The sequence below is a fragment of the Streptomyces hebeiensis genome (assembly GCF_052983195.1).
Genome location: NZ_CM129812.1, coordinates 951,899 through 973,412 on the forward strand (window position 1 = coordinate 951,899; position 21,514 = coordinate 973,412).

Sequence of the window (21,514 nt, forward strand, 5' to 3'; positions counted from 1 at the left end):
GTCTTCCCCCCGGTCCGCCCAAGGAGGCATGGATCATGGAAAAACACCGCACCACCGCGCCCGGCGCCCCGCCCGCGGACCCACGGGCCGTACGCCGGGCCGCCTGGGCCGGCCTCGTCGGCACGGCGCTCGAACAGTACGACTTCGTCATCTACGGCACCGCCTCGGCCCTGATCTTCAGCGAGCTGTTCTTCCCCAACGTGTCGCCGACCGTCGGCATGCTCGCCAGCTTCAGCACCTACGCGGTCGGCTTCGCGGCCCGGCCGCTCGGCGGGCTCTTCTTCTCCCGCTACGGGGACCGTCTCGGCCGCAAATGGATCCTCGTCACCACCCTGCTCCTGATGGGCGGATCCACGCTCGCCATCGGACTGCTGCCCACCTACGGCCAGGTGGGCGTGTTGGCACCGATCCTGCTGCTGATCTGCCGCATGGGCCAGGGTTTCGGTGCCGGCGCCGAGCAGTCGGGCGGTGCCACCCTGCTCACCGAGACGGCCGCCACGGGTCGGCGCGGGCGGCTCTCGTCGCTGGTCATGGCGGGCGCGGCACTCGGTACGGCACTGGGCGCGGTGGCCTGGATCCTGGCCCAGCGGCTGCCCGACGACGCCCTGATGAGCTGGGGGTGGCGGCTGATCTTCGCCAGCAGCCTCCTGGTGACGGTCGTCGCCATGGTCATCCGCCGCAAGCTCACCGAGAGCCCGGTCTTCCAGGAGCTCAAGGAGCAGCGCGAGCGCCCCGCCTCCCCGGTCAAGGAGGTGCTGACCCACGGCCGCAGGCCCATGCTGCTGGTGCTCTTCATGAACGTCGGGATCAGCGCGCAGTCGTACACGTACCAGGTGTTCATGGCCTCCTACCTGGTCTCCACCGTCGGCGTCGCCAAGGACTTCGTCCCTGAGGTGCTGCTCCTCGGCGCGATCTGCGGCGGTTTCGCGGCGATCGGTTTCGGCACCCTCTCCGACCGGTTCGGGCGGCGGCCCGTGTACTCCCTGATCCTCACCGCCCTGGTGCTGCTGCCCACCCCCACCTTCATCGCGCTGAACACCGGGTCCAAGGCGGCGATCACGGTGGCGATCGTCATCGGGTTCGTCCTGGCGTGCCAGGGCGCGGTCGGGGTGCAGATGAGCTACTTCCCGGAGCTGTTCGGCAACCGCTACCGGTACGCGGGCGTCACCCTGGGGCGCGAGTTCTCCTCGGTCGTCGGCGGCGGTGTCGCGCCACTGATCTGTACGGCGCTGGTCTCCGCGTTCGCCGGCTCGTGGGTGCCGGTGGCCGTCTACATGTCGCTGATCACAGCCGTCAGCCTGGTCGCCGTCCGGCTGTCGCCGGAGACCCGGGACCGCGATCTGAACATCGCGGCCGACGCCACCGGGACGACCGTGGCGGTACCGGGACGGGAGGCGGCGGCCGACGGCGGCGACGACGAGCACGTGGCCCGGCGTCCCGCCCCGGACGCGGGGCGGGGAGTCCCCCGCTGACCGGGGCGGTGCTCCGGCGCGGCCGAGGCGGCGCCCTGGTCCGGACGGCGGCCCCGTGGCCCCGCCGTACCCGTTACCTGGCCCGCCCGCCGTGCCGGCCACCGCCGGGCGGCGGAAAACCCCCGTGGCGCCCGGCGCCACCCCTCGTGGGCATTCGGCGCAACCTGCCGTTTCAGCACGTTAGCCCCTGTCTTGTCCGGGAACGCGTGAGTGAGGCGGGCAGACGCGGCGGCGTACGAGGGAGGCACGGTGGCCACGGAGACGGACGGGTCCGGTTCCGCGCTGGACGTCAGGGCGCTGGAGGCGGCCCTGCGCGCCCACGTCGCCGGTGAGGTCCGGTTCGACGCCGGCAGCCGGGGCGCCTACTCCACCGACGGATCGAACTACCGGCAGGTGCCGATCGGCGTGGTCGTGCCGTACACCGTCGACGCCGCGGCGACGGCGGTGGAGGTGTGCGCCCGGTTCCGGGCCCCCGTCCTGCCCCGCGGGGGCGGTACGAGCCTGGGCGGGCAGTGCACCAACACCGCCGTCGTCATCGACTTCACCAAGTACTGCCACGGCCTGGTGTCGCTCGACACCGAGCGCCGGACCTGCGTGGTCGAGCCGGGCATCGTGCTCGACGAGCTCAACCGGCGGCTCGCGCCCCACGGCCTGCGGTTCGGTCCCAAGCCGTCCACCCACAGCCACTGCTCGCTGGGCGGGATGGTCGGCAACAACTCATGCGGCGCCTCGGCCCAGGCGTACGGCAAGACGGTGGACAACGTAAGGCGGCTGGAGGTCCTCACGTACGACGGCACCCGCTGCTGGGTGGGGCCCACGTCCGACGCGGAGTTCGAGGACGTGGTGGCGGCGGGCGGCCGGCGCGCCGAGCTGTACCGGGGACTGCGGGACGTCATCGACCGCCACCTGGCCGAGGTGCGCCAGGGCTTCCCCCGCATCCCGCGCCGCGTCTCCGGCTACAACCTGGACTCGCTGCTTCCGGAGAACGGCTTCGACGTGGCCCGTGCGCTGGTCGGCAGCGAGGGCACGCTCGTCACCGTCCTGCACGCCGAGCTGGACCTGGTGCCCCTACCGGCGGCCGAGGCGATGCTCGTCCTCGGGTACGACGACATCTGCGCCGCCGCCGACGAGGTGCCCCGGCTGCTGGAGCACAGCAGTCCGACGCAGTTGGAGGCCATCGACGGGCGCATGGCGCGGCTGATGCGCGAGGAGGGCGCCTTCCTGGACTCGCTGGACCGTTTCCCCGCGGGCGAGAGCTGGCTGCTGCTCCAGTTCAGCGGCGAGAGCCGGGAGGAGGCCGATGCCCAGGCGCACGCGCTGCTGCGGGCGCTCGGCCGGGACGACGACGATCCCGCCGTCGCGTTCTCCGACGACCCCGAGCGCGAACGGAAGATGCTCAAGGCACGGGAGGCGGGGCTCGGGGTGACCGCGCGCCCTCCGGACGAGCGGGAGACCTGGGAGGGATGGGAGGACTCCGCCGTACCCCCGGAGCGGCTCGGTGACTATCTGCGCGACCTGAAGAAGCTGTTCGAGGAGTTCGGTTACGACCACCCCTCGCTCTACGGGCACTTCGGGCAGGGCTGCGTCCACACCCGGATCCCCTTCGGGCTCAAGACCGCCGAAGGGGTCGCCGCCTTCCGGGAGTTCCTGTTCCGGGCCGCGGACCTCGTGGTGTCGTACGGCGGCTCGCTGTCCGGCGAGCACGGTGACGGGCAGGCGCGCGGGGAACTGCTGCCGCGGATGTTCGGTGAGCGGCTGGTCGGCGCGTTCGGCGAGGTGAAGGCCCTCTTCGATCCGGACAACCTGATGAATCCGGGGAAGGTCGTGGCGCCCTACCGCACCACGGACCGGCTGCGACTGGGACCGCACTGGAGCCCGCGCGGCCACGCGACGCGGTTCGGCTACCCGGACGACGACCACTCCTTCACCCGCGCGGTGATGCGCTGCGTCGGGATCGGTAACTGCCGCACGCGGACCGGGGGCGTGATGTGTCCGTCGTACCGGGCGACCGGGGAGGAGGAGCACTCCACGCGCGGCCGTGCCCGGCTGCTGTTCGAGATGCTGGGCGGGCACGCGGACTCGGCCGTCACCGACGGCTGGCGGTCCACGGCGGTACGGGACGCCCTCGACCTCTGCCTGGCCTGCAAGGGCTGCCGGTCGGACTGTCCGGTCGGCGTCGACATGGCCACGTACAAGGCCGAGTTCCTCTCCCACCACTACGCGGGCAGGGTGCGTCCGGCGGCGCACTACTCGCTGGGCTGGCTGCCGCTGTGGGCGCGGCTGTCGCGGCTCGGGCCGCGCCTGGTGAACGCCGCGCTGAACGCACCTGGTCTGGCCCGGGCCGGCAAGCGCCTGGCGGGGGTGGCGGCGCGGCGGACCGCGCCGGTCTTCGCCGAGGAATCGTTCCTCCAGTGGTGGCGGGCGCGGAACGGGGCGAGCCGGGTCCCCGGCTCCGGGCGAGGGCACGCACCGCCGGTGACCGCCGGCGAGGTGTCCACGGACGCGATGACCGCGGACGGGGTGACCGCCGACGCGACGGGGCCGGACGGGGCCGACGGGCGGACCGTCGTCCTGTGGCCCGACACCTTCAGCACGTACTTCCACCCGGAGGTCGCCAAGGCGGCGGTCCGGGTCCTGGAGGACGCCGGCTTCCGGGTCGTCGTGCCGGAGCGTGCCGTGTGCTGCGGTCTGACCTGGATCTCCACCGGCCAACTGGCCACCGCCCAGTGGGTGCTGCGCCGTACCGTCGACGTGCTGCGGCCGTGGATCGCGGCCGGTACCCCGGTGGTCGGTCTGGAGCCCTCCTGCGCCGCCGTCTTCCGCGCGGACGCGCCCGAACTGCTCCCCGAGGACGAGGACGTGGCACGGCTGTCGAGGCAGTTCCGTACGTTCTCCGAGCTGCTGCTGAACGACGCTCCCGACGGCTGGCGGCCCCCGGCGCTGGCCCGCTCGGCGACCGTGCAGACCCACTGCCACCAGCACGCGGTCCTGGCGTACGACGCCGACCGGGAGCTGATGCGGCGGGCCGGGATCGAGGCCGAGGTCCTGGACGCCGGGTGCTGCGGTCTCGCCGGGAACTTCGGCTTCGAACGCGGCCACCACGACCTGTCCCTGGCGATCGGTGAACAGGGGGTCCTGCCCGCCGTGCGGGACACCGCGCCCGGGGCGCTGGTCCTCGCGGACGGGTTCAGCTGCCGTACGCAGATCGACCAGGGCCGCACCGGCCGCCGGGCCCTGCACCTGGCGGAGGCGCTGGCCCTCGGGCTGGACGGGCCGCTGCCGGCCGACCGGCCGGAGAAGGCCGTCGCCCGGCCGGTGGCCTCCCGCCGCGACGCCGGGCTGCTGACGGCCGGCACCGCCGCTGCCGTCCTCGGAGCCGGCGCCGCCGGCGCGTACGCCCTGGCGCGCGGCACGGGCCGCCGTGCGCGGGGCACCGTCCGGCGGGCGTAACCCGCCCCGCGCGGCTCGGCCCACGCCCTGCGCGGTGGCCGAACCCCCGGGCGCCGGGCCCTCACCGGGCCGGGAGCCGGCCGTGGAACAGGCGCCCATTCGTCCGTCCGTCCCACAGAGTACGAGAGGAGCATTCATGACGACCAAGGTGTCCGACTACATCCTTCAGCGGTTGCGCGAGTGGGAGGTCGACCATGTCTTCGCCTACGCGGGCGACGGCATCAACGGACTGCTCGCCGCCTGGGGCCGGGCCGAGAACAAGCCGCGGTTCGTGCAGGCCCGGCACGAGGAGATGGCAGCGTTCCAGGCGGTCGGGTACGCGAAGTTCTCGGGCCGGGCCGGGGTGTGCGCGGCGACCTCGGGACCGGGCGCCATCCATCTGCTCAACGGGTTGTACGACGCCAAGCTCGACCACGTGCCCGTGGTGGCGATCGTGGGGCAGACCAACCGCAGCGCCATGGGCGGCTCGTACCAGCAGGAGGTCGACCTGCTGAGCCTGTACAAGGACGTGGCCGCCGACTTCTGCGAGATGGTGACCGTCCCCGAGCAGCTGCCGAACGTCATCGACCGGGCCCTGCGCACGGCGTACGCGAAGCGGACGGTGACCGCCGTCATCATCCCCGCCGACGTGCAGGAGCTGGACTACTCGCCGCCGACGCACGCCTTCAAAATGGTGCCGTCCAGCCTGGGCGTCACGTCGTCCGCGCCGGTCCCGGCGGAGGCAGACCTCGACCGCGCGGCCGAGGTCCTGAACGCGGGCGAGAAGGTCGCCGTCCTGATCGGGCAGGGCGCGCGCGGGGCGCAGGAGGAGGTACGGCGGCTCGCCGACCTCACCGGCGCCGGGGTGGCCAAGGCACTGCTGGGCAAGGACGCGCTGCCCGACACACTGCCGTACGTGACCGGCGCGATCGGTCTGCTCGGCACGCGGCCCTCGTACGAGCTGATGCGCGACTGCGACACGCTCCTCGTGGTGGGGTCGAGTTTCCCGTACAGCCAGTTCCTGCCGGAGTTCGACCGGGCACGTGCGGTCCAGATCGACATCGATCCCTTCATGATCGGTATGCGCTACCCCTTCGAGGTCAATCTGGTCGGGGACGCTCGCGAAACGCTCAGGAGTCTGCTGCCGAAGCTCAAGAAGAAGCGGCACGGCTCCTGGCGCAAGAAGATCGAGAAGGACACGGACCGCTGGTGGGAGGTGATGCGGGCGCGAGCCGCCGTGGAGGCGGAACCGATCAACCCGGAGTACGTCGTGCACGCGCTCGACGCGCTGCTGCCCGACGATGTGATCCTGACGGCCGACTCGGGCTCCGCGGCCAACTGGTACGCCCGGCACCTGCGGATCCGCGGCGCCATGCGCGGCTCCCTGTCGGGCACGCTCGCCACGATGGGCCCGGGGGTGCCGTACGCGATCGGGGCCAAGTTCGCGCATCCGGACCGGCCCGCGCTGGCTCTGGTCGGCGACGGGGCCATGCAGATGAACGGCATGGCGGAACTGATCACCGCCGCCAAGTACTGGCGCGACTGGGAGGACCCGCGGCTGATCGTCGCCGTCCTCAACAACCAGGACCTCAACCAGGTGACCTGGGAGATGCGCGCCATGTCGGGCGCCCCGCAGTTCCTGCCGTCCCAGGCGATCCCGGACGTGCCGTACGCGGACTTCGCCCGGTCCATCGGGCTGGACGGGGTCCGGGTGGAGAAGCCCGGCGAGGTCGAGTCCGCCTGGCACAAGGCGCTGGGCGCGGACCGGCCCTACGTGATCGACTTCCGCACGGACCCGGCCGTGCCGCCGATCCCGCCGCACGCGACCCTCGACCAGATCGAGGCCGCCGCCTCGGCGATCGTCAAGGGCGACAGCGACCGGGCCGGGATGATCCGGCAGGGCCTGAAGGCCAAGGTGCAGGAGATGCTTCCGGGCCACCGGCACCGCGAGGAGTGAGTGGTCCCGGCGCCGACGCCGGACCGGGACATCCGAAGTCACAAGCCGCACAAGCCGCACAAGCTGCAGAAGGAACGAGCAAGGAGCGAGGAGGCCGCATGGCCCAGACCGTCGTCATCACCGGCGCGAGCGCCGGCATCGGCCGCGCGACGGCCCGGATGTTCGCCCGGCGGGGCGCCGACGTGGCGCTGGTCGCCCGGGGCCGGGCCGGGCTCGACGCCGCGGCGGCCGAGGTGGTGGAGCTGGGCGGCCGCGCGCTGCCGCTGCCCACCGACGTGGCCGACCACGCTCAGGTAGCGGAGGCCGCGGACGCGGCCGAGGCCGCGTTCGGGCCCGTCGACGTCTGGGTCAACGCCGCCTTCACGTCGGTGTTCGCCCCCTTCACCGACATCACGCCCCAGGAGTACCGGCGGGTCACCGAGGTGTGCTACCTCGGCTTCGTGCACGGTACACGGGCCGCGCTGGAGCAGATGCTCCCCCGCGACACGGGTGTGATCGTGCAGGTCGGATCGGCGCTCGGCGTCCGGTCGATCCCGTTGCAGTCGGCGTACTGCGGCGCCAAACACGCCGTCAACGGCTTCACCTCCAGCATCCGTGCGGAACTGATGCACCGGCACAGCCGGGTGCGGATCACCGTCGTCCAGATGCCGGCGGTCAACACGCCCCAGTTCTCCTGGGTGCTCTCCCGGCTGCCCCGCCATCCGCAGCCGGTGCCGCCGATCTACCAGCCGGAGGTCGCGGCCCGCGCCGTCGTCCACGCGGCGGACCATCCGCGTCGCAAGCAGTACTACGTCGGCGCCTCCACGGTGGCGACCATCCTGGCCGACAAGGTGGCCCCGGCGCTGCTGGACCGCTATCTCGCCCGTACCGGTTTCGACGCGCAGCAGACGGACGAGAAGGTGGCCGCCGACCGGCCCGACAACCTCTGGCACCCGCTGGACGGCCCGGACGGCCACGATTTCGGTGCGCACGGAGCGTTCGACGCGCGGTCGGCCGAGCACAGCCCGCAGGCGGCACTCGCGCGTCGCCCCTGCGTCGTGGTGGCGGCGCTCGCGGGCACCGTCCTGGGCGCGCGGGGGCTGCGCAGAATGCTGGCGCGCGGGCAGCCGGCCCGCTGACGTCCGCCGTCGACCGCCCTTCCGCACGTCACCCGGGCCGGCGGTCACGTCACCCGGGCTGGCAGCGGGGGCACCACACGGTGCCCCGGCCCGCGACCCGGCCCCGGCTCAGGGGCGTGCCGCAGCGCGGGCAGCACGCGTCGGCGTCGTCTCGGTGGCCGGTGAGCCAGCTCGCGCGCGACGGTACGCGGCCCGCCCGTACCGCCGCGCGCACGGTGCGCCGCATGTCGGCGTAGAGGCGGCTCCGCTCGGCGTCGGTGAGGGTGGCCGCCCGGTGGCCGGGGGCGAGGCCGGCGCGCCACAGGATCTCGTCGGCGAGCAGGTTGCCGAGCCCGGCGAGGCGGGACTGGTCGGTGAGGGCCGCCTTGAGTCCGCCCCGGCGGCCGGTCAGGTACGCGTCGAACTCCTCCCGCGTGATCTTCCCGGCGTCGGGGCCCTGGCGCGCCAGGAGGCGTTCGACGTCCGTCTCGTCGGCCAGCCACAGGCCCTTGAGCTTGCGCTGGTCGCGGTAGCGGAGCTGGCGGTCGGGGCCGACGGTGAACACGACGCGGTCATGACGGTGCCGCTCGTCGTCGGGCCGGCAGCACACCAGCGTCCCGGTCATGCCGAAGTGCAGCAGCAGGGTGGGTCCGTCGGTGCGGGCCAGCAGCCACTTCCCGTGCCGTTCGGCCCGGGTGAACCGGCGGCCCTCCAGCCGCTCACGCAGCCGGCGCGCGCCGATCCCGTGCAGGACGCCGCTGTCGTACACCTGGACCCGACGGATCCTCCGGCCGCCCGCGCAGGACTCCAGGGTCGCGCGGAAGGCTTCGACGTCGGGCAGTTCGGGCATGTCCGGCTCGTTCCGTCGCTCGTCACCGGCCCCGGCGCGATCCCGGTCCTGTCCGCAGGGCGTCCGCCGCCACGCGCAGGTCGCTGACGAGCCCCGCGTACACGGCGGCCCGGTCGTCGGCGCGGAGCACCGCGGACGGGTGGATGGTGGCCAGACCGTACACGGTGTCCTCGCGTCCGGCGGGAAAGCCGTCGGCCGTGGGGCCTCCGGCGGGCGAGCCCCCCGCTCCGCCGCCCCGACCGCCGGGACCCGGTGGAGACAGCGGGATCAGCGCGCCCCTGTCCTTCGTCACCCGGAAGGCCGGTCCGAACAGCGCCTTGCCCGCCGTCGCGCCGAGGGCCACGACCACCTCCGGGCCGACCACGTGCAGTTCGGCGGTCAGCCAGGGGCGGCAGGCGGTCATCTCGCGCAGGCTCGGCGCCTTGTGGATACGGCGCTTGCCGGGCCCGGCGGAGGTGAACTTGAAGTGTTTGACCGCGTTGGTCAGGTACGCCTCCGCGACGTCGAGGCCGGCCTCCTCCAGCGCCTTGCGCAGCATGTGCCCGGCGGGCCCGACGAACGGCTCGCCCTGACGGTCCTCCTGGTCCCCGGGCTGCTCCCCGACCAGGACGACCCGCGCCGAGGCGGGACCCGAGCCGAAGACCGTGCGGGTGGCGTTCTCGTACAGGGGGCAGCCGTGGCAGTCGGCCGCGGCACGCCGGAGCGCGGCCAGCCCGCCACGGTCCGGAAGGTAGGGCGCGGCGTCGTACGCCTGTCCCGAGCCGGTGCCGACGCTGCCGGCCTTACCGGTGTCCTTGCCCGTGTCCTTGCCGGTGTCCTTGCCCGTGTCGGTGTCGGTGTCGTGGTCGCGGTCCTGTCGGGTCACCGCCGTCATCTCCGTCCGCCTCCGTCACGGATCCGTCCCCGGCCCGCCCGCCTCCGCGCCGCGTCCGCCGTCGCGTCGCGGTCGTGGGCACGCGTCCGTACGCCCGTCTCCGTACACGCCCGTCCGCGACCATCCGTCTCGGCGCGCGAGGGCGGCGGGCTCATGCGGCCCGCTGGTTGTAGGCGCCGGCCACCTTGTCGTTGAGCGCGCTGCCCCACGCGCGCAGCCTTCGGGCGACGGGGTGCGCGGGCGGCCCCAGGTCCGCTCCTTCCGTCAGCCGCCGCCTGCCGTCCGTCGGGTTCGGCAGCGCCCGGGTGGCCAGCGTGGTCATCCGGGTGGTCAGTCCCGGGGCCACACCATGGACCACGGCCGCGGCGCGCGCGACCGGGGTGAGGACGATCCGCGTCCGTCGGCGCTGGACGGCCGTGACGATGCGGTCCGCCGCGCGGCGCGCGTTCATGGAGACCACGGGCATGCCGGCCAGGGCGGAGAACCAGGCGAATTCGCGTTCCTGATCGCCGCCGAACCGCGCGTGCAGATGGGAGCCCGTCCGCATCAGCCCGGGGTGGACGGCGGTGACGCTCACCCCGCCCCGGGCCGCCTCCGCGTGCAGCCCCTCCGCCAGCGCGCCGACCGCGGCCTTGGCGCAGGAGTACGGCAGCAGATGCGGCGCCGCCAGCAGACCACCGACGGACCCGATCAGGGCCAGCCGGCCGCCCGCGGGGCTGCGGCGCAGATACGGCAGTGCTTCCAGCGAGGTGTACAGGGCGCCCTTGAAGATGCTGTCCAGCGCACTCTCGAAGGCCTCCGCACCGAGGTCGTCGACGGGCGCGACCTGGATGATCCCCGCGTTGGCGATGACGAGGTCGATCCCCCCGAAGGCGCTCGCGGTGTCGCGCAGCATCTCGCGGACGGCGTCCCGGTCCCGTACGTCGCACACGGCGGTACGGACGCGGACCCCGCCGGGCCGCCGCAGCAGGGTGTCCGCCCGGCCGAGCTCCGCCGCGTCCCGGGCCACGATCGTGACGTCGCAGTGGCGCGTCGCCAGTTCCTCGGCCAGCAGGAGCCCCAGGCCGCGGGAGCCGCCCGTGACGACGGCGGAGAGGCCCGTGAGAGACGGGGAAGCGAGCAAGGACGCCATGAATGCCTCCTCGACAGGTCACAGACGGACCTCAGAAACATAACAAATAGGGCAATAGGTGCGCATTTCTCGGGTACTGCACCCATATGAACAGATTGAAGTGGTGGAACTGGCACAAGAAGTCCGGCCAGGAGCCCGCGGACCGGGCCCCAGAGGGCGAGCACACCGATACGCCTGCCCGGCACAGCCGGGGCCGACACGCCAAGCGAGGGACCCGCTTCAGCCCGCCCCGGGCCCGGCCGCGCGGCGATGACCACTCGGGCGGCGGATTCGGCAGCGGCGGATTCGGCGGCTGAGCCGACCGCCGACCCGGTCGGCCCATTCGGCGGACACGACGGACGCGACCGACACGACGGGTGTAACGGATGTAGGGGACACCACGGACGCCGTTTCCGTGTCGCGCCTCCGGCCAACCAGGCACCCATGGACCACTCCCACGCGCCCGTACCCGGACGCGCTCGCGGCGTACCACGGCACCGGCCGGACCCCCTTCACCCCACCCGGGCACAAGCAGGGCAGGGGTGCGGACCCGCGCGTCCGCGCCGTTCTGGGCGACGCGGTCTTCCGCTCGGACGTGCCGGCCATCAGCGGCCTCGACCCGAGCACGGCCGCGCGCCGTACGACGCCGCGTTGGAACCGGCCGGGACGGTACGCGAGCGGATCGACTCCATCGAGGGCATGACCGTGCACGGGCCGGAGGTGCCCGACGCGGCGGACCCCCGCGCCGCGCGGCGTGCGCGTGGCCCGGGAGGACTGACGGGAGGGCCGAGGAGCCGGCCCATACGCCCCCGGCGTATGGGCCGGGACGCCGTCGGCGGTCCTTCGCGCGGGCGGCTGAAGATGCGGCGGCCCCGATCCTGACGAGACTTGTCGTATGGCAGAACACCGTCGGGCCCGGGGCACCTCCGCGTCCGCAACGACCCGTCGCCGCGCGCGCGAACGGCCCGCCGGGGCCGGTCGGTGACGGCGCGACGGGCACGGCGCGCGCCGCGGGTGCGGGTCCACGCCTTCGTACGCGCGGGTCAGCGGGTTCCGGACGGCTTCGACGGCGTGGGCGGGGTGCCCGCGCGGTTACGCGTCCTCGCCGAGGGGCGCGTGGGCGCCGTCGTCAGCGACGCCCCGGCGCGCCCGCGGCGGCCACGCCCCCGGCACCTGGCGGCCCATCAGCATCTGCTGCTGGCTCTCGGTGAGCGCGGTCCGGTGCTGCCGCTGCGGTTCGGGACGGTCCTCCCGGACGAGGCCACGGTCCGCCGGGGACTGGCCGCGGCGGAGACACGTCACCTGGCGACGCTGGAGCGGCTGTCCGGCCGGATCGAGGTGGCGCTGGCCGCGCACGCTCCGGCGCGGGCGCTGGCGAGCCTCGTTCGGGAGGACCCGGCCATCCGCCGGCTGCGCGAGGAGGCACGGCGGTGCCCCGGGTACGAGGCGCGTGCGCGGCTGGGCGAGGCGGTGCTGACGGCGATGGCCCGCCGGGCGGCGGAGGCGGCCCGGCACGCGGTGCTCGAACTCACGCCGTTGGCCCGGGCGGTGACGCCCGGGCCCCGGGTCTCCGGATCCGTGCTCACCACGTCGTTCCTGGTCGACAGGGCCGCCGTCGACCAGTTCCGCGACGCGGTACGGGAGTTCGCCGTACGCCGCCGTGACCGGGTGGACCTGCGGGTGGCGGGGCCGCTGCCCTGCTACAGCTTCGTCCCGCCCGAGCGGGTGGCCGCCGGGCCCGGGGACACGGCGGCGACATGACGCCGACCGGCGGCGGAGAAGGCAGGGAAGGCAGGGAAGGCAGGGAAGGCAGGGAAGGCAGGGAAGGCAGGGAAGGCAGGGAAAACGCCGGAACGGGACGAAGGAAACAGGGCGAAGAACGCCGAGAAGAGGCAGGGCTTCTCGACCGGCCGTGCGAACGCCGGCCGATCCGGACGAGCAATCGAAGGTGGCGTACTGATGGATGAGAGAACCAAGGCCGCCCTGGCCGCCGCGGTCGCCGGCGGCTATGTGCTGGGCCGTACGAAGAAGGGGCGGCTCGCCCTGTCCCTGGCGACCCTCCTGGCCGGGCGGCGCCTGCGTCTCCAGCCGCGCCGGCTGCTCGCGGACGGGGCGCGCAGGCTGGGCGGGGTGCCGCAGGTGGCGGAGTTGCGGAAGCAGTTGCGCGCCGACACCACCGACGCGGCCCGCCAGGCGCTGACCGCCGTGGTGAACCGGAAGCTGGGCTCGCTCGCCGACGCCATCAGCGACCGCACGCTCGGCCTCGACGAGAAGACGCGGGGGCTCGGCGAGAGGGCCGGGGACGCCGGTGAAGCGACCCGGGGCGCCGGCGAGAAGGCCCGTGAAGCGGCCGGCGGCGCGCCGGCCGCCGGACGGACCGGGCGCCGCGCGGGGCACGGGGAGTCCCGGGAGGACGAGGGGGCGGAGGAGTATCCCGAGGAGTACGAGGACGCCGAGGGCTACGAGGAGGCGCGGGACGAGGACGCGTCCCGCGAGCGGCACGCGCCGCGTCCGGCTCCCCCACCCGGCAGGAAGTCGCCCCCGCCCGCCAAGAAGACCGCGGCGAAGAAGACCGCGGCGAAGAAGGCGACCGCGAAGAAGGCGTCCCCCGCCGGGCAGGCGTCCCCGAAGTCGTCCACGTCGTCGGAGCGGGCCGCCAAGCGCGCGGCCACGCGCGCGGATCGCCGGAGGTAGTCGGCATGAACAGGACAGACCAGGCCGCCCCGGACGCCCTCGAACCGCTCGCGCGGCTGCGCAAGGAGGTCACGGCCTACCTCACCGCCCGGGCGCGGCACGCGGCCACGACGGCGGGCGGCAGACTCACCGGCCTCACCGGCCGGCTCACCGACATCGCGGAGAACGGCGGGCACCTGCCGGCGATCGGCTCGATCGGTTCGATCGGCTCCCGCCTGCTGCACGGGGAGTCCCCGGTCAAGGCCTTGCTGTCGGAGAAGGCGAAGGGCCTCAAGGAGAACGTCGTGGAAAAGGCCAAGGGCCTCCTCGGCGGGGGCGGGAGCGGCGGCAAGGCCGGCTCGCCCAAGGTCACGAACATCATCGAAGTCCTCGACGTCGGCATGCCGTTGCGCACCTGCTACGACTACTGGACCCAGTACGAGAGGTTCAGCGGATTCACCAAGGGTGTGCGCGACGTGTCGAAGGACAGCGACGACGACACGGCGAGCACCTGGAAGACCAAGGTCGGCCCGTCGGCCCGCAGCTTCCGGGCGACCGTGCTGGAGCAGGTGCCGGACGAGCGCATCGTGTGGACGTCGGAGGGCTCCCGGGGCACCACCCGGGGAGCCGTCAGCTTCCACGAACTGGCCCCCGCGCTGACGCGCATCGTCCTGGTCGTCGAGTACTACCCGTCGGGCTTCTTCGAGAAGACCGGCAACATCTGGCGCGCCCAGGGCCGTCGGCTGCGGCTCGACTTCAAGAACTTCCAGCGGTACGTGACGCTCACCGACGAGGAGCCGGGGGACGCCTGGCGCGGGGAGATCCGGGACGGGGAGGTCGTACGCACGCACGAGGAAGTGGTGGAGGAGGAAGAGGCCGCGCGGGAGGAGCGGTACGAGGGCGACGAGGACGAGGACGAGGACGAGGACTCCGGCAACGGCAGGGGCCGCCGCTACGAGGACGAGGCCGGTGACGACGAGTACGAGGAGGAGTACGAGGACGAGGTCGAGCGAGGCGGCAGGAGGTAGGAGGTAGCGCCCGGCCCGACGACGTGCCGGGCCGGTCAACGGCCGGTCAACGCCGCGAACACGGCCCGGAGTTCGTCGCCCCCGCCCCGTTGACCTCCCCGTACCCCGCCCTTACGGTGCGCGCGTTCGGAATCACAGATGGTGTTCGACATGCCGAACGTGCCTCCGCCCCACCGTCAAGGGAGACTGCATGAGCCGCGGTGACATCCCCAGTCGCAGAGTGGTGCTGAAAGGAGCGCTGGCCGCCGGCGCCCTGTCCGCCGTACCGGTGCCCGCCCTCGCCGCACCCTCCGGCGCCCCTGCCCGCAACCCCCTGATCGAACGGCGCGCCGATCCCCATATCCACCGCCACACCGATGGTTTCTACTACTTCACCGGCACCGCGCCCGAGTACGACCGGATCGTCCTGCGCCGCTCGCGCACCCTGCGCGGGCTGGCGGCCGCCGACGAGTCGGTGATCTGGAGGAGGCACACCAGCGGCGACATGGGAGCGCACATCTGGGCACCGGAGCTGCACCGCGTCGACGGCGCGTGGTACGTCTACTTCGCCGCGGGCCGCACCGACGACGTGTGGAGGATACGGATCTGGGTGCTCGAGAACACCCATCCCGATCCCTTCCGCGGCACCTGGACCGAGAAGGGCCGGCTCACCACCGCCTGGGACACCTTCTCGCTCGACGCCACCACCTTCACCCACCGGGGCACGCGCTATCTCGCCTGGGCGCAGCACGAGCCGGACATGGACAACAACACCGGTGTGTTCCTGTCCCGGATGGCGAATCCGTGGACTCTGACCGGCCCCCAGGTGCGGCTCACGACGCCCGAGTACGACTGGGAATGCGTCGGTTTCAAGGTCAACGAGGGCCCGGCGGTCATCCAGCGCAACGGCCGCGTCTTCATGACGTACTCGGCGAGCGCGACCGACCACCACTACTGCATGGGCCTGCTGACGGCCGACGACCGGGCCGACCTGCTCGATCCGGCGTCCTGGACGAAGTCCCCGGCGCCCGTGTTCGCCAGTAGCGGGACGACCGGGCAGTACGGTCCTGGTCACAACTCCTTCACGGTCGCCGAGGACAGGCGTACGGACGTCCTCGTCTACCACGCCCGCCAGTACAAGGAGATCACCGGCGATCCGCTGAACGATCCCAACCGCCACACCCGGATCCAGCCACTGGGCTGGCGGCCGGACGGCACCCCGGACTTCGGCGTCCCGGTGGCGGACGGCCCGGTCCCCGGCCTCACGCCCCGACGGGGTACGGACGCGGGAGTGTGACCGGGATGGGACAGGACATGGGACATGGCGTGCGGCATGGCATTCCGTACGGCACGGGAAACGGGACACCACCAGAAGTTCTGGTTCGCGGACACCGGCGACGGTCATGTCCGGCTGCTGGGCCGGCAGAGCTCGCTCGGCCTGACCGAAACCGCCGACGCCGTCGAGCAGCGGGCCTGCACCGGCGCGGCCCGGCAGGAGTGGAAGGTCGCCGCGAACACGAGCGGGTACGTCACGCTCGCCTCCCGGGCGAGCGGCGAGTGCCTCGACGTGGCGTCCGGTTCCACGGCGGACTCGGCACGGCTCATTACGTACACCTGTTCGGGAGCGACGAACCAGCAGTTCAGGCGCGCCACGGCCTGACGTCCAGCGCGCGCCGGAGTCCGGCCGGGCTTGGCGCGCGCGTCAAGCCGGTGGACGACCGGCCCACGTTCGGGTGAGATGCACGGAATCGGGCGCGGCGCGTGCTGCTGTGGGGGCGACCATGCCCGTACGGGCCTGCCCAGGGCCCGGAAGCCAGGAGGCACCTCCATCATGTTCGTCCGTCGATCGGCCCGTACCGTGTGCGCCGGCGCTCTCGGCGCGCTGGCGCTCTCCGTCGCCGCTCCCCCCGTGACCGCCGCTCCCGTACCGGTCGGCTCTGCCGTGCAGGACGGTCCCGCCGTACAGGACGGCTCTGCCGTGCAGGACGGTCCCGCCGTACAGGACGGCTCGGTCGTGCAGGACGGTCCGGCCGCGCGGACCGACCGGCTCACCGTCACCGTGGCCGACTCGGGCACGCCGGGGACCGACGGCTCCTTCGAGCTGTCCTGCCACCCGGCCGGCGGCGGTCACTGGGCCGCCCAGGAGGCGTGCGACCGGCTGGACGGGATGACCCGCTGGGGCCGTGACACCTTCGCGCCGGAGTCGACGGCGGGGTCGGCCGGCGCGATGTGCACGACCATGTACGGCGGTCCCGCCACGGCGCGGATCACCGGCACCTGGGCGGGCCGCCCGGTGGACGCCGCGTTCTCGCGCTCGGACGGCTGTGAGATCGCGCGCTGGGACCGGCTCGTACCGCTGCTCCCGGCTCAGGTCTCCTGATCGCTCGTCGCGTCACCGCAGGTCACGGGCCCCTTCGCCGTCGGCGGAGGGGCCCGTGGCGATCTCACTGAGTGGCCGGGGGCGGTGTGCAGCGGCCGTAACCGGTCTCATCCGCTTGACGTGACACCTGGGTAACGGGTCCTACGTACTGTCGTGTGCCGAGCGTCCGCCGTGCCGTGCGTCCACCGTTCGTCCGCCGGGGGCGCGCACGGCACCCCGACCACGAAAGAGGCCCGCCCGTGACCGCACCCGCTCCGCGGCCCAGCACCACCGACCGGGTGCGGACCGTCTGCTCGTACTGCGGTGTCGGCTGTGGAATCGTCCTCGACGTCGCGACGGGGCCCGACGGCCGGCGGACCGTGGTCAAGGCGTCCGGCGACAAGGCGCACCCGGCCAACGCCGGCCGGCTGTGCACCAAGGGCGCGACGAGCGCCGAGATGCTCGCGGCGCCGGGCCGGCTGACCCGGCCCCTGATCCGTACGGACCGTGGGGAGGCGCCCGCCTCGTGCGCGATGGAGGCGGCGATCGAGGAGACCGCCCGGCGGCTGCGCGCGGTCGTCGACGAGCACGGCCCCGACGCGCTCGCCTTCTACGTCTCGGGCCAGCTGACGCTGGAGGCCCAGTACCTGGCCAACAAGCTGGCGAAGGGCTTCGTGCGGACCGCCCGGATCGAGTCCAACTCGCGGCTGTGCATGGCGAGCGCGGGCACCGGCTACAAGCAGTCGCTCGGCGCGGACGGCCCGCCCGGCTCGTACGAGGACTTCGAGCACGCCGATGTCTTCCTGGTCACCGGTTCCAACATGGCCGACTGCCATCCCGTCCTCTTCCTGCGGCTCATGGAGCGGGTGAAGGCGGGCGCCAAGCTGATCGTGGTCGATCCCAGGCGCAGCGCGACGGCGGCCAAGGCCGATCTCTTCCTCCAGGTCCGACCGGGCACGGACCTGGCCCTGCTGAACGGCCTGCTCCACCTGCTGGTCGAGAACGGCCACACCGACCCGGACTTCATCGCCGAGCACACCGAGGGCTGGGCGGACATGCCCGCCTTCCTCCAGGACTACCCGCCCGCCGAGGTCGCCAGGATCACGGGTGTCCCGGAGGCGGACCTCCGCCGGGCCGCCCGGCTGATCGGTGCGGCGGGCGCCTGGATGAGCTGCTGGACCATGGGCCTGAACCAGAGCACGCACGGCACATGGAACACGAACGCCCTGGTCAATCTGCATCTGGCGACCGGTGCGATCTGCCGCCCGGGCAGCGGCCCGTTCTCCCTGACCGGCCAGCCCAACGCCATGGGCGGCCGGGAGATGGGGTACATGGGGCCGGGACTGCCGGGACAGCGGTCGGTGCTGGTGGCGGAAGACCGCGCCTTCGTCGAGGACCTGTGGGGCATCGCGCCGGGCAGCCTGCGGGCGGACGATCCGGGCCGGGGCACGGTCGAGATGTTCGAGCGGATGGCCGCCGGGGACGTCAAGGCCTGCTGGATCATGTGCACCAACCCGGTCGCGTCGGTCGCCAACCGCAAGACCGTCATCGAGGGGCTGGAGGCGGCCGAGTTCGTCGTCACACAGGACGTGTTCACCGACACGGAGACCAACGCGTACGCGGATGTCGTCCTGCCCGCGGCCCTGTGGGCCGAGTCCGAGGGCGTGTACGTCAACTCGGAACGCGGCCTCACGCTGAGCAGGCGAGCGGTGGACCCGCCGGGCGAGGCGTGGCCGGACTGGCGGATCATCGCGCGGATCGCCTGCGCGATGGGTTACGAGGACGCCTTCGGGTACGAGAGCGCCGAGGAGGTCTTCGAGGAGATCAAGCGGGCCTGGAATCCGAAGACCGGCTACGACCTGCGTGGGGTCAGCTACGAGCGGCTGCGCCGTACGCCCGTGCAGTGGCCCAGCGCCGCCGAGGACGGGCCGGACCGCAACCCGGTCCGCTACCTCAACGACGGGGTGGGCCGGCCGGTCGTCGAACGGCCGGACGGCAGCCGGCCGCGGCTGGTCTTCCCCACCCCTTCCGGGCGCGCGGTGTTCCACGCCCGGCCCCATCTTCCGGCGGCCGAACTGCCCGACGACGACTTCCCGTTCATCCTGAACACGGGCCGGGTGCAGCACCAGTGGCACACCCTGACCAAGAGCGGCAAGGTCTCCAAGCTCAACAAGCTGAACCCCGGACCGTTCGTGGAGATCCACCCGGAGGACGCGCGGACGCTGGGGATCGAGGAGGGCGACTCGGTGGAGGTCGCCTCGCGGCGGGGCCGGGCGGTGCTGCCGGCCGTGCCGACCGACCGGGTGCGGCCCGGGAACTGCTTCGCGCCGTTCCACTGGAACGACCTGTTCGGCGAGTACCTCAGTGTCAACGCGGTCACCAACGACGCGGTCGACCCGGATTCCTTCCAGCCGGAGTTCAAGGTGTGCGCGGTCTCGCTGACGCGGTTCGCGGCACGGCCGGGAGGAGGCGCGGACGCGGGCCGGGCGGACGCCCGGGACACAGGGGCGGGTGCGAGTGCGAGTGCGGACGGAACGTACCGAACCGGAGCGGCGGGGGCCACGCCCGCTTCCGTGAATTCCGTGGGTTCCGCGGCCGGTGGGGTGGCGGTTCTGGCGGAGCTGTTCGGGATCAGCGCTCCCGCCCCGCCACCGCTGGACGAGGACGAACGCCACTATCTGTCCGGCTTCCTGACCGGGATCGCGGCCGGGACCGCCGGGGCGCCCGGGACTCCGGTGCTCCCCGCGCACGCCCCCTTCGCACCGGAGCGGGCGCTCTGGGTGAACGGGGTGCTGGCCGGGATGTTCTCCCGCGTCCCCGGTGCGGCCATGGCCGCACCGGGCGAGGGGCCCGCGCCCGGTGACGGCGGCACGTCCCGTGACGGCTGCGCGGCCGATGACGGCGGTCGCGCGCCCGGGCGCGAGGTGGTGGTCCTGTGGGCGTCGCAGACCGGCAACGCGGAGGAGGTCGCCACGGCCGCCGCGCGCAGACTGGCCGACGACGGCCGCGCGGCCCGGCTGCTGAGCATGGCGGACAGCGCGCCGGCCGCCCTGCCGCGCGGCGCCGACCTGCTCATCGTCACCAGCACCTTCGGGGACGGTGACGCACCCGACAACGGGTCCCCCTTCTGGGAGGCGCTCAGCGCGCCCGACGTGCCCCGGCTGGACGGGGTGCGGTACGCGGTCCTGGCCCTCGGGGACTCCTCGTACGACGACTTCTGCGGGCACGGCCGCCGCCTGGACGAGCGGCTCGACCAGCTGGGCGCCGTACGGCTGGTGCCGCGTACCGACTGCGAACCCGACTACGAGACGCCCGCCGGGCAGTGGCTGGAGAAGGTGATCGCAGCCCTCGGCGCGACGGTGGAGCCGGCCGGGGCGCGGAACACGGCACCGGGTACGGACGGCGCGGCGCGGACACCCGCCGGGCCCTCGGCCCCGGCGTCCGCCACATCCACCACATCCGCCGCACCCGCCGGGTCTCCCCCGGCTCCCCCCGTTCCCGCGTCGTCCTCGCCGGCCTCCAGGACCGCGCCGGTCACCGCCCGGCTCACCGGCAACCGCCTGCTCAGCCTTCCCGGGGCCACCAAGGAAGTGCGCCGGTTCACCTTCGAGACCGGCGACGGCGGAACGCCCCTCGAGTACCGGGCCGGGGACGCGCTCGGGGTGCACCCGCGCAGCTGCCCCGACCTCGTGGCCGAATGGCTCGCCGTGACGGGCCTCGACCCGGCGTCCGGAATCGAGCTGCCGGGCATCGGGGACGTCTCCCTCGGGGAGGCCCTGCACCGCCACCTGGACCTCGCCAAGGTCACCCCCGACCTGCTGCGGCTCATCGCTGACCACACCCGTGACCACAGGCTCAAGACGCTGCTGCGCCCCGACAACAAGGGCGAACTCGCGAAGTGGACCTGGGGCAGGCAGCCCGCGGACATCATCGCGGAGCACCCCGTCCGGGCCGGCGCGGCGCAGTGGGCGGCCACCCTCGACCGCCTCCGGCCACGGCTGTACTCCATATGCTCCAGCCCGCTCACCGACCCCGGCCGGATCAGCCTGACCGTGTCCGTCGTCCGCTACGACAGCCGCCGGGGCGTCCCCCGCAAGGGCGTCGCCTCGGGGTTCCTCGCCGACGCGGAACCCGGCAGCCCGGTGCCCGTGCACGTCCGGCGCTCCGCGCACTTCCGGCCGCCCGCCGACCCCGCGACGCCCATGGTGATGGTGGGCCCCGGCACCGGCGTCGCCCCCTTCCTGGGGTTCCTGGACGAGCGGCGGGCCCGCGGCGACCGGGCCCCGAACTGGCTCTTCTTCGGCGAGCAGCGACGGGCGACCGACTTCTACTACGCGGACGAGCTGGCCGCGCTGCACCGCGAGGGCACCCTGACCCGGCTGGACACGGCCTTCTCCCGCGACCAGCGCGCCAAGGTCTACGTACAGGACCGGATGCGCGAACACGGGGCCCAGCTCTGGTCCTGGCTCCAGGACGGCGCGCACTTCTACGTCTGCGGCGACGGCTCGCGCATGGCCAAGGACGTGGACCGGGCGCTGCGCGACATCGCGGTGGCCCATGGCGGGCTGGACGAGGACGCGGCGGCCTCGTACGTCAAACAGCTGGCAGCGGACCGGCGCTACGCCCGCGACGTCTACTGACCGCGACGGCTCCCGTTTCCTCCTTCCCGTTTCCACTCACCCCGC

At 73.4% G+C, this 21,514-nt stretch carries 15 protein-coding genes and 1 pseudogene; 13 read left to right on the top strand and 3 right to left on the bottom strand.

Going from position 1 to position 21,514, the window contains the following annotated elements; all coding sequences use genetic code 11:
- The first annotated feature begins 35 nt into the window (after positions 1 to 35).
- The 4 genes from ACU6P3_RS04065 (at position 36) to ACU6P3_RS04080 (ending at position 7,976) form a co-directional block, all read left to right on the top strand.
- Positions 36 to 1,472: an MFS transporter gene (locus ACU6P3_RS04065; RefSeq protein WP_447195953.1), complete on the top strand. Its 1,437-nt coding sequence runs from the start codon at positions 36 to 38 to the stop codon at positions 1,470 to 1,472.
- A 249-nt stretch (positions 1,473 to 1,721) separates the two neighbouring features.
- Positions 1,722 to 4,922 (top strand): FAD-binding and (Fe-S)-binding domain-containing protein, encoded by a 3,201-nt coding sequence (locus ACU6P3_RS04070; protein WP_447195954.1) that lies wholly within the window; start codon positions 1,722 to 1,724, stop codon positions 4,920 to 4,922.
- A 136-nt stretch (positions 4,923 to 5,058) separates the two neighbouring features.
- Positions 5,059 to 6,858: a thiamine pyrophosphate-requiring protein gene (locus ACU6P3_RS04075; protein ID WP_447195955.1), complete on the top strand. Its 1,800-nt coding sequence runs from the start codon at positions 5,059 to 5,061 to the stop codon at positions 6,856 to 6,858.
- A gap of 98 nt (positions 6,859 to 6,956) precedes the next feature.
- Positions 6,957 to 7,976, top strand: a complete 1,020-nt coding sequence (locus ACU6P3_RS04080; RefSeq protein WP_447195956.1) for an SDR family oxidoreductase — start codon at positions 6,957 to 6,959, stop codon at positions 7,974 to 7,976.
- 49 nt (positions 7,977 to 8,025) lie between these two features.
- On the opposite strand, the gene ACU6P3_RS04085 is transcribed toward ACU6P3_RS04080, so the two are convergent.
- From ACU6P3_RS04085 to ACU6P3_RS04095, 3 genes are all read right to left on the bottom strand, one after another.
- Positions 8,026 to 8,805: an Fpg/Nei family DNA glycosylase gene (locus ACU6P3_RS04085; RefSeq protein WP_447195957.1), complete on the bottom strand. Its 780-nt coding sequence runs from the start codon at positions 8,803 to 8,805 to the stop codon at positions 8,026 to 8,028.
- A 22-nt stretch (positions 8,806 to 8,827) separates the two neighbouring features.
- On the bottom strand, positions 8,828 to 9,670 hold the full coding sequence (locus ACU6P3_RS04090; RefSeq protein WP_447195958.1) for a UdgX family uracil-DNA binding protein: 843 nt from the start codon (positions 9,668 to 9,670) through the stop codon (positions 8,828 to 8,830).
- Positions 9,671 to 9,830: 160 nt separating this feature from the next.
- Positions 9,831 to 10,811, bottom strand: coding sequence for an SDR family NAD(P)-dependent oxidoreductase (locus ACU6P3_RS04095; protein WP_447195959.1), 981 nt, complete (start codon positions 10,809 to 10,811; stop codon positions 9,831 to 9,833).
- Positions 10,812 to 10,897: 86 nt separating this feature from the next.
- Here ACU6P3_RS04095 and ACU6P3_RS04100 point away from each other — a divergent pair, with 86 nt between their 5' ends.
- From ACU6P3_RS04100 to ACU6P3_RS04140, 9 genes and pseudogenes are all read left to right on the top strand, one after another.
- Positions 10,898 to 11,107 carry a hypothetical protein gene (locus ACU6P3_RS04100; protein ID WP_447195960.1) on the top strand — a complete coding sequence of 70 codons (210 nt, stop codon included), beginning with the start codon at positions 10,898 to 10,900 and terminating at the stop codon, positions 11,105 to 11,107.
- 127 nt (positions 11,108 to 11,234) lie between these two features.
- Positions 11,235 to 11,427: pseudogene (locus ACU6P3_RS04105) on the top strand (ornithine decarboxylase); the annotation flags it as partial.
- Between the two features lie 377 nt (positions 11,428 to 11,804).
- Positions 11,805 to 12,551: a GvpL/GvpF family gas vesicle protein gene (locus ACU6P3_RS04110; protein WP_447195961.1), complete on the top strand. Its 747-nt coding sequence runs from the start codon at positions 11,805 to 11,807 to the stop codon at positions 12,549 to 12,551.
- Positions 12,552 to 12,749: 198 nt separating this feature from the next.
- The gene (locus tag ACU6P3_RS04115) at positions 12,750 to 13,484 is read left to right on the top strand and encodes a histone protein (RefSeq protein ID WP_447195962.1); all 735 of its coding nucleotides are present in this window, start codon (positions 12,750 to 12,752) and stop codon (positions 13,482 to 13,484) included.
- Between the two features lie 5 nt (positions 13,485 to 13,489).
- Positions 13,490 to 14,491, top strand: coding sequence for an SRPBCC family protein (locus ACU6P3_RS04120; RefSeq protein WP_447195963.1), 1,002 nt, complete (start codon positions 13,490 to 13,492; stop codon positions 14,489 to 14,491).
- A 190-nt stretch (positions 14,492 to 14,681) separates the two neighbouring features.
- On the top strand, positions 14,682 to 15,767 hold the full coding sequence (locus ACU6P3_RS04125) for a glycoside hydrolase family 43 protein (protein ID WP_447195964.1): 1,086 nt from the start codon (positions 14,682 to 14,684) through the stop codon (positions 15,765 to 15,767).
- Positions 15,768 to 15,803: 36 nt separating this feature from the next.
- Positions 15,804 to 16,130: an RICIN domain-containing protein gene (locus ACU6P3_RS04130; protein WP_447195965.1), complete on the top strand. Its 327-nt coding sequence runs from the start codon at positions 15,804 to 15,806 to the stop codon at positions 16,128 to 16,130.
- Between the two features lie 171 nt (positions 16,131 to 16,301).
- Positions 16,302 to 16,850, top strand: a complete 549-nt coding sequence (locus tag ACU6P3_RS04135) for an SSI family serine proteinase inhibitor (protein WP_447195966.1) — start codon at positions 16,302 to 16,304, stop codon at positions 16,848 to 16,850.
- Between the two features lie 239 nt (positions 16,851 to 17,089).
- Entirely contained in the window at positions 17,090 to 21,469 is a 4,380-nt protein-coding gene (locus ACU6P3_RS04140; protein ID WP_447195967.1) for a bifunctional nitrate reductase/sulfite reductase flavoprotein subunit alpha, read from the top strand.
- Positions 21,470 to 21,514: the final 45 nt, after the last annotated feature.